This window comes from Streptomyces sp. NPDC007162, from assembly GCF_040634175.1.
Classification (GTDB): Bacteria; Actinomycetota; Actinomycetes; order Streptomycetales; family Streptomycetaceae; genus Streptomyces.
Genome location: NZ_JBEYFC010000439.1, coordinates 1 through 7,476 on the forward strand (window position 1 = coordinate 1; position 7,476 = coordinate 7,476).

7 protein-coding genes are annotated in these 7,476 nt (G+C 70.7%); 6 read left to right on the forward strand and 1 reads right to left on the reverse strand.

The annotated features are described in order from the left end of the window. Positions 1–272: TetR/AcrR family transcriptional regulator (locus ABZ646_RS35270; protein WP_360528274.1), on the reverse strand; the 272-nt coding region annotated here is incomplete at its 3' end. Between the two features lie 138 nt (positions 273–410). Between ABZ646_RS35270 and ABZ646_RS35275 the strand changes: the two genes are divergently transcribed. The 6 genes from ABZ646_RS35275 to ABZ646_RS35300 all read left to right on the forward strand — a co-directional run bounded on the left by ABZ646_RS35275 (position 411) and on the right by ABZ646_RS35300 (position 7,277). After that, positions 411–1,556 carry a VOC family protein gene (locus ABZ646_RS35275; RefSeq protein WP_360528277.1) on the forward strand — a complete coding sequence of 382 codons (1,146 nt, stop codon included), beginning with the start codon at positions 411–413 and terminating at the stop codon, positions 1,554–1,556. Beyond that, positions 1,553–2,491, forward strand: a complete 939-nt coding sequence (locus ABZ646_RS35280) for a fumarylacetoacetate hydrolase family protein (RefSeq protein WP_360528280.1) — start codon at positions 1,553–1,555, stop codon at positions 2,489–2,491. Before ABZ646_RS35275 ends, ABZ646_RS35280 begins: the two co-directional genes overlap by 4 nt. Then, positions 2,488–4,107, forward strand: coding sequence for a bifunctional 3-(3-hydroxy-phenyl)propionate/3-hydroxycinnamic acid hydroxylase (locus tag ABZ646_RS35285; protein WP_360528283.1), 1,620 nt, complete (start codon positions 2,488–2,490; stop codon positions 4,105–4,107). Before ABZ646_RS35280 ends, ABZ646_RS35285 begins: the two co-directional genes overlap by 4 nt. Positions 4,108–4,123: 16 nt before the next feature. Beyond that, entirely contained in the window at positions 4,124–6,157 is a 2,034-nt protein-coding gene (locus ABZ646_RS35290; protein ID WP_360528286.1) for an acetoacetate--CoA ligase, read from the forward strand. Beyond that, positions 6,154–6,501, forward strand: coding sequence for a DoxX family protein (locus tag ABZ646_RS35295; RefSeq protein WP_360528289.1), 348 nt, complete (start codon positions 6,154–6,156; stop codon positions 6,499–6,501). The genes ABZ646_RS35290 and ABZ646_RS35295 overlap by 4 nt, the downstream gene beginning before the upstream one ends. A 71-nt stretch (positions 6,502–6,572) precedes the next feature. Next, positions 6,573–7,277, forward strand: a complete 705-nt coding sequence (locus ABZ646_RS35300; protein WP_360528292.1) for a hypothetical protein — start codon at positions 6,573–6,575, stop codon at positions 7,275–7,277. Positions 7,278–7,476: the final 199 nt, after the last annotated feature.

The following is a 7,476-nucleotide window of genomic DNA, read 5'->3' on the forward strand; positions in this document are numbered from 1 at the left end:
CCGGTCGGTGACATGGTGGATGTCGGCCGGGCCGGTGACCTTGGGCAGCCGCAGCCCGCCCAGGCCGGGGAGGCGTCGAACAGCTCCGTCTTGGACTCGAAGTGGTTGTAGAAGGAGCCGAAACCGACGTCCGCGCGCTCGGCGATGGCCTGGATGCTGGCGCTGGTGTCCCCGGTCTCCGCGAGGATCTGCCGGGCCGCACGGATCAGTGCCTGACGGGTCTCGGCGCGGCGCCGTTCGAAGCGGTTGCGGGGTGGGGCTGACGTCGGCATGCGACCGAGTGTAACAACCAGGGCGATGACACCTCCATGACTGATGATTCTCTCAGTTCTTTGGTTCTGCTCTATTGACGATGAGCAACGGCAAAGTTGATGATTTCCTCATTACAGCAATGTTGCTTGGAGGGCACCATGTCCCACACCCCCGTTAACAGGGCCGATCGCCAGACGCCCCACCAAGATCTCCACAGCGAGCTGGGCGCCCTGCGCGGTGAGCACCCCGGACGAGCGCGAAACCCCGTGATCAAGGTGCCGGACCTGGCCTGGCTGGAGTTCGAGAAGCCGGACCTGGACCGGGCCGAGGTGTTCGCGCGTGACTTCGGGTTCGCGATCGCCGCCCGCACCGAGCGGGAGCTGTGGCTGCGCGGCACGTTCGCGGGCTCACCGTGCATGGTCATCCGGCGGGGGCAGGCGTCCCGCTTCGTCGGGCCGGCGTTCCGTGCGGCCGAACGGGCCGATCTGGACCGGCTGGCCCGGGCGACCGGCAGTGACGTCCGCGACATCGACGTCCCTGGCGGCGGACAGGCGGTCGCCCTGCTCGATCCCTCGGGCTTCCCGGTCCGGGTCGTGCACTGCGCCGAGCAGCTGCCCGCGCTGCCCGAGCAGCAGCCGCTGATCCTCAACACCGGCACCGAGCACCGTCGTACGAACGCCACCCAGCGACCGCCCCGCGAGCCCTCGCGCATCCAGCGGCTCGGTCACGTGGTGCTGGAGACGCGCGTCTTCATGCGGGCCCTGGACTGGTATCTGGACACCCTCGGGATGATCGTGTCCGACTTCCTGTTCCTGGACGGACAGCGCGGGCGCGGGCCGACCATGGCGTTCATCCGCTGCGACCAGGGCAGCCTGCCCGTGGACCACCACACCCTCGCCCTGCACCTGGGGCCGGGTACCGGCTACGTCCACTCCGCCTACCAGGTCACCGACCTCGACGCGATCGCCGTCGGCGGCGAGTACCTGGCCGAGCGCGGCTACCAGCGCAGCTGGGGCATCGGCCGGCACATACAGGGCAGCCAGCTCTTCGACTACTGGCGCGATCCCGACCGCTTCATGCTGGAGCACTTCGCCGACGGCGACCTGTTCTCCTGCGACCTCGGCCCCGGCTGGGCGCCGATGTCGGCGAGCGGCCTGGCCCAGTGGGGCCCGCCCGTCACCCGTGACTTCCTGGGCACGAACCCCTCCCCGGCCAAGCTGCGCGAGGTCATGACGGCCCTGCGCGACGCCAACGAACTCGACCCCGCACGCCTGCTGGGCCTGATGAAAGCGATGAGCTCATGAGCACCAACGTTCTGCGCACCCCCGACGGCTGGTGGGCCGTCCGGGACGAGCGCGCCGTCCGCATCGAGACCAAGGCGGTCACCACCGCCGAACTGCTCGCCGACCGCGACGCCGTACCGGAGGCCGCCGCCTCCACCGAGAGCGGCACGCCCGTCGCCGACCTGGTGGTGCTGCCCCCGGTCACCACGCCCTGCCGCGTGGTGGCCCAGATGGTCAACTACCGCAGCCACGCCAAGGATTCGGGCTTCACCGGCGACATCCCACCCGCCTTCTTCCGCAAGGCGTCCGGCTCGGTCAGCGGCCCGCACGACACGATCATCCGCCCCGCGCACGTGAACTTCCTCGACTACGAGGTGGAACTCGGCCTCGTCATGGGCGCACCCCTGCCGGTGGGCACCGTCGTGGAGGAGCGGGACCTGCCGTCGTACGTCGCCGGGCTCGTCCTCACCAACGACGTCAGCGCCCGCGACGTCCAGCTGACCAAGACCCAGTTCTACGAGAGCAAGTCCTACCCGACCTTCACCCCGACCGGGCCGTACCTGGCCCTGCTGGAGCCCGAGGACTTCGCCCACTTGCTGAACCTGCGGCTGCGGCTGTCGGTCAACGGCGTACCGCGCCAGGACCGCACCCTCGCCGACATGATCGTACGACCCGCGCGGGCGCTCACCCTGCTCGCCCGCTTCCAGACCCTCGACCCGGGCGACCTGCTGCTGACCGGCACGCCCGGCGGCACCGCCCTGAAGGCCCCGCCCAAGCCGGTCGAGAAGATCGCCGCCCTGCTGCCGCCCGCGCTGAAATGGAAAGCGTTCTTCAACGGCCAGGCCAAGAACCCCCTTTACCTGCGCGACGGTGACCTCGTCACCGCCACCATCGCCACCCCCGACGGGCACATCGACCTGGGCGAGCAGCGGACCGCTGTGGCGGACGCGACGTGAGCGCCGCATCCCGCAGGCCGGTGGTGATCATCGGCGCGGGGCCCGTGGGAGTCACGGCCGCGCTCCTGCTCGCCCGACACGGGGTGCGCAGCCTGCTCCTCGAACGCCACCGGGACGTCTATCCCCTGCCGCGCGCCGTCGTCGTGGACGACGAAATCCGCAGGGTCCTGCAGAGCGTCGGCGTCCACGAGGAGTTCGCCGCCATCGCCCGTCCGGCGCCCGGGCTACGGCTGCTGGACGCCCGGCGCCGCGTGATCAGCGAGTTCCCGCGGTCCCTGCACGGACTCCACGGCTTCCCGCAACTGAGCATGTTCAACCAGCCCGAATTGGAACGCCTGCTGCGGGACGCCCTGGCACGCCACCCGGAGTGCGAACTGTGGGGTGGGGTGGAGGTCGTGTCCGTCGCCCAGTCCGACACGCCGGACACCGGCGCACCCGACGATCCGACGGGTCCCCTCCGGGTCACCTTCCGGCGCGGCGGCAGCAGCGAGGAGGAGCACCTGTGGGCCGATGCCGTCCTCGGCTGCGACGGTGCGGGCAGCCTCACCCGGGAGGCCATCGGCGCCGCCTGGGAGGACCTGCACTTCCAGGAGAGCTGGCGGGTCATCGACGTGCGCACCAGCCGCCCGGTGCGTACCTGGGAAGGCGCCGAGCAGATCTGCTGCCCCACCCGGCCGGCCACCTTCATGCGCATCAGCGAGGACCGCTACCGCTGGGAGTTCCGGCTGGCCGACGACCAGAACCTGGAGGGCCCGGAAGGATGGGAGCGCCTGCGCGAGCTGGTCGCCCCCTGGGTTGACCTGCCGACCTCGCAGAGCGACGACTTCGAGGTGATACGGCAGGCGCAGTACACCTTCCAGGCCCGTCTCGCCGACCGGTGGCGCCGAGGACGTGTCTTCCTGCTGGGCGACGCCGCCCACCTGACTCCGCCCTTCGTCGGGCAGGGTCTGTGCTCCGGCCTGCGCGACGCCAACAACCTCACCTGGAAACTCGCCCGGGTCCTGCAACAGGGCGCGCCCGAGGAACTGCTGGACACCTACGAACGCGAGCGCAAGCCGCACGCCCGCCACGTGATCCGCGTGGCGGTGGCCGTCGGCTGGGCCATGACCGGCGGACAGGACCGCGGTGCGGCTTTCCGCCGGGCCGTCGTGGGCACGCTCTGTCGCATCCCCGGCGTGACCCAGGCGGTGAGCCGTGACCTCAGCCCCGCTCTGGCCGCCGGCCCCCTGGTACGGCGCCGGCGCAGGCCGGCCGGCCGCGCGCTGGCCGGCACCTTCTGCCCGCAGCCCTGGATACGGCACGACGGCCGGCGAGTGCGCCTCGATGACGCCGTCCGGGACGCCTTCGTCGTCCTGACCGCTGTGCCGCCCACGGCGCAGATGGCGGCAGTGGCCACGGCACTGGGCGCCCCGACGATCCACGTCGACGACCTGGACGACGACGGCACCCTGGCCGCCTGGCTGGCACGCGGCCGGGCCGACGCCGCCCTGCTGCGCCCCGACCGCGTCGTACTGGATGCCGTCCCCACCGGCACCGGCGACTTCACCGACGCTGCCGCCTGGGCTCCCCTGCTGCACACGGCCCGCCGCCCCGCCGAAGCCCGGCCCGCACCCTGACGAGGAACACCACACCATGACCGCCCCGCACTCCACGCCTTGTCCGGAGCCCTTCCTCCCGCCCGACCCGAAGGCGGCCGCCGGCAGCCGCATCGCGGACTTCGCCCGCTGGGCCGCCCGGCACCGGGGCGTCGAAGGGATCCAGGACCCCATCGACTACCAGGCCCTGCACCACTGGTCCGTCACCGACCTGAAAGGCTTCTGGGCCGCGGTGTGGGAGTACTTCGACATCGACGCCACCACCCCGTACGAGCGGGTGCTGGCCGAGGAGACCATGCCCGGCGCCCGCTGGTTCCCGGGCGCCACCCTCAACTACGCCCACCACGCGCTGCGCAACCTGCACCCGGACGCACCCGCGATCACCGCACTGGACGAGACCGGAGCCGCCTACGAGATCACGGGCCGGCAGCTGCGCGCCCAGGTCGCCTCCGTCGCCGCCACCCTGCGCGACCTGGGCGTCGAGCCGGGCGACCGGGTGGTCGGCTACCTGCCCAACACCCCCCACGCCGTCATCGCCTTCCTCGCCACCGCCAGCCTGGGCGCAGTGTGGTCCGTGTGCGGCCAGGACTACGCCCCCAGGGCCGCAGCCGACCGCTTCGCCCAGCTCGAACCCACGGTGCTCGTCACCGCGGACGGCTATCTCTTCAACGGCACGCGGCACGACCGCCGCGCAGCCTCGCTCGACCTCGCCGCGGCCCTTCCCACCCTGAAGGCCACAGTGCTCGTGGATCACCTGGGCCTCACCTGGCCCGAGAACCGGCACAGCACCCTGGCAGTGCCCTGGGAAGAGGCCGCCACCCGCACCGAATACCTCACCATCACGCCGGTGCCTTTCGACCATCCACTGTGGATCGTCTTCTCCTCCGGCACCACCGGCCTGCCCAAGGGCATCGTCCACGGCCACGGAGGCGTCCTGCTCGAACACCTCAAGATCCTCGGCCTGCACTGCGACCTGGGCGTCGGGGACCGCCTGCTGTGGTACACCACCACCCACTGGATGATGTGGAACCTGGTCGTCTCCACCCTGCTGACCGGCGCCACCACCTTCACCTACGACGGCAGTCCCGCGCCGGTGGCACACCCGGACGTCCTGTGGGAGCTGGCGGCCCGCCACAAGGTCACCATCTTCGGCACCAGTCCCCAGTACCTGCTGGCCATGGCCAAGCTGGGCATCGAACCCGGCGTACACGACCTGACGGCCATCCGGGTCATCGGCAGCACCGGCTCCGCCCTGCCCGCGTCCGCCTACCACTGGGTCCGCGACCACGTGGGTGCAGGCATCCAGCTGGCCTCCACCAGCGGCGGTACGGATGTCGTCTCCGGCTTCGCCGGCAGCGCCCCCATCACCCCTGTCTGGGCAGGCGAGGTGTCCGCCCCCAACCTCGGTGTGGCGCTCGCGGCGTACGACGGCGCCGGACGGCCGGTCGCCGACCAGGTCGGTGAACTGGTCGTCACCCGCCCGATGCCCTCCATGCCGCTGTACTTCTGGAACGACCCCGACGGCAGCCGCTACCGCGACACCTACTTCACCGCCTACCCGGGCGTGTGGCGGCACGGCGACTGGATCACGGTCACGGGTCACGGCTCGGTGATCGTCCACGGCCGCTCCGACGCCACCCTCAACCGCAACGGCGTACGCCTGGGCAGCGCCGACATCCACGACATCGTCGAACGCCTCCCCGAGATCACCGAGGCCATGGTCATCGGCGCGGAGGAACCCGACGGCGGTTACTGGATGCCACTCTTCGTGGTCCTCGTCGCCGGAATCGAGCTGGACGAGTCCCTGCGCGACCGGATTCGCGAGGCGATCCGCGTCGGCGCCTCCCCCCGCCATGTCCCCGACGAGATCCTCGCCGTGCCGGCCATCCCGCACACGAAGACCGGGAAGAAACTCGAGGTCCCGGTCAAGCGCCTCCTCCAGGGCGCCCCCGCTGAGCAGGTCCTCCAACCCTCCGCGGTCGACAACCCCGACCTGATCGCCTACTTCGCCGGCCTGGGAGCCGAACGCCGCCATGCCCGCCGCCCGCACACCCCCGAAGGCGTCTCGTGATCCTGTCCGCCTCGCTCACCTGTCTCACCGCATTGAGCTTCGCCCTGCTGGGCGCGGCCAAGATCCTGGCTCTCGGCCCGATGCCGGAACTGGCCGCCCACGCCGGCTTCACCACCGCTTCCTACCGGGTCATCGGCGGGCTGGAGCTGGCGGGCGCCATCGGCGTGGCCCTCGGCCCGGTCGTACCCTTGTGCGGCGGCCTGGCCGGCATCGGACTGCTGATGCTGCTCGCCGGTGCCGTGACCACGCACGTACGCAAGGGCGACGGACTGACCAGGCTCCTCCCCGCGGTGACGTGCGCGGCCCTGGTCGCCTGGTATCTCGTACTCCTCGCCGGCCTCTGACCCGTTGCGGGGGCTGTCGGCGGCCACTCGTCCCGTGAGCGAGCCCGCGGCGGGGCTGGCAGACTGAATCTGTGGTTCCGCTGATGGTCGCGGCGGATGAGATCGCGTCCTCATCGCTTACCGGCGCCAGTGTGGTGTCAGCCTGCGCACTGCTCTTCACCGTCGCGTCGTTCTGGTGGCTCAACGCCCGACAGGGACGCCTGCAGGCGTGGGAGCCTCATTCGTTCGCGGCGATCGTCCACGGTTCCACGGCACGCCTACGACTGCCTCTCGTCCTGCACAACACCGGTCCCAAGCCGATCGTCGTGCAGGACCTCATCCTGACCTTCCCTGATGAGCCCGCCTCTCATCTGCCACTCCTGTGGGTGTCCTCCCCGTCCCGGCTCCAACCCGGGCCAGACGGGGAGGCGAAGCTGCCGGCGGGGTTCGTCGTGCCCGGCAGAGAAGCGCAACAGCTCTTCCTCGAGTTCGAGGCACCGTTTTCCGGATTCCTCCCGGAGGCCCGTGACTACAAGGCCCAGATACAGGTGCGGGTCGGCCACCGCAAGGGTTGGCGCCCCTTGCTGACGTTCATCTTGAGGGCCGCCAACATCATCGATCCAGATCGCTACACCGTGTACAACAACGCACCGCTCGAGCTGACGAAGGAAGACCAGAAAAGAGCGGATGCCGCGCTCCTCGAACTGCTGGAAGAGCACGGGGACGGCTCCCCTCCGGGCGGCAGGAGACAGGGAGGCCCTCCCAATGACGAAGGTGACGCCGACACGAGCCGCTGACATCGCCGTCCGTCCTCTGACGTGGTCGTGCGAGACGCGGGCCTGACGGATCGACAGGTGGGCGACTCGCGGTGGAACGCTCCCTGTCAGCCGACCTGCTGCACCTTGATCACGTCGCTCACCCGAACTGTCCCGGCTGCAAGGACGTCCCCAGCGGGGTGCGGCTGACCAGTTACGCGGGCGAGGCCGCCGATCTCCC

Coding starts and splice junctions, on each gene's coding strand:
- ABZ646_RS35290 (WP_360528286.1), top strand. CDS start 4,124: ATGACCGCCCCGCACTCCACGCCTTGTCCGGAGCCCTTCCTCCCGCCC.
- ABZ646_RS35280 (WP_360528280.1), top strand. CDS start 1,553: ATGAGCACCAACGTTCTGCGCACCCCCGACGGCTGGTGGGCCGTCCGG.
- ABZ646_RS35275 (WP_360528277.1), top strand. CDS start 411: ATGTCCCACACCCCCGTTAACAGGGCCGATCGCCAGACGCCCCACCAA.